Source organism: Amycolatopsis sp. NPDC004368 (assembly GCF_053602515.1).
In genome coordinates, this window is record NZ_JBSGDT010000093.1 from 1 (window position 1) to 1,280 (window position 1,280).

A 1,280-nucleotide genomic window follows, 5' to 3' on the forward strand; every position below is an offset into this window, starting at 1 on the left:
AATGCATTTAGGTGCAGCGTCGTGTGTTTCTTGCCGGAGGTAGAGCACTGGATAGGCGATGGGCCCTACCGGGTTACTGACCTTAGCCAAACTCCGAATGCCGGTAAGTGAGAGCGCGGCAGTGAGACTGTGGGGGATAAGCTCCATGGTCGAGAGGGAAACAGCCCAGAGCATCGACTAAGGCCCCTAAGCGTACGCTAAGTGGGAAAGGATGTGGAGTCGCACAGACAACCAGGAGGTTGGCTTAGAAGCAGCCACCCTTGAAAGAGTGCGTAATAGCTCACTGGTCTAGTGATTCCGCGCCGACAATGTAGCGGGGCTCAAGCGTACCGCCGAAGTCGTGTCATTCACATAATAGCCCCAACGGGTGTGTGGATGGGTAGGGGAGCGTCGTCTGCCGGGTGAAGCAGCACCGGAAGGTAGTTGTGGACGGTTGACGAGTGAGAATGCAGGCATGAGTAGCGATACACACGTGAGAAACGTGTGCGCCGATTGACTAAGGGTTCCTGGGTCAAGCTGATCTGCCCAGGGTAAGTCGGGACCTAAGGCGAGGCCGACAGGCGTAGTCGATGGATAACCGGTTGATATTCCGGTACCCGCTGTGAAGCGTCAAACATCGAGCATCGTGATGCTAAGGCCGTGAAGCCGCCCTGATCTCTTCGGAGTTGAGGGGAGTGGTGGAGCCGCTGAACCGAGCGGTTAGTAGGTGAGTGATGGGGTGACGCAGGAAGGTAGTCCATCCCGGGCGGTGGTTGTCCCGGGGTAAGGGTGTAGCCCGAGTGGTAGGTAAATCCGCCATTCATATGAGGGTGAGACCTGATGCCGAGCCGATTGTGGTGAAGTGGATGATCCTATGCTGTCGAGAAAAGCCTCTAGCGAGTTTCATGGCGGCCCGTACCCTAAACCGACTCAGGTGGTCAGGTAGAGAATACCGAGGCGTTCGGGTGAACTATGGTTAAGGAACTCGGCAAAATGCCCCCGTAACTTCGGGAGAAGGGGGGCCACGTCTGGTGAGAGCACTTGCTGTTCGAGCTGGGGGTGGCCGCAGAGACCAGCGAGAAGCGACTGTTTACTAAAAACACAGGTCCGTGCGAAGCCGTAAGGCGATGTATACGGACTGACGCCTGCCCGGTGCTGGAACGTTAAGGGGACCGGTTAGCTCCATTTCGGTGGGGCGAAGCTGAGAACTTAAGCGCCAGTAAACGGCGGTGGTAACTATAACCATCCTAAGGTAGCGAAATTCCTTGTCGGGTAAGTTCCGACCTGCACGAATGGCGCGG

The 1,280-nt window shown here is 56.6% G+C and carries 1 rRNA gene; it reads left to right on the plus strand.

The window, feature by feature from the left end:
* Positions 1–1,280: ribosomal RNA gene (locus ACWEOE_RS42130) — 23S ribosomal RNA — on the plus strand; the annotation flags it as partial.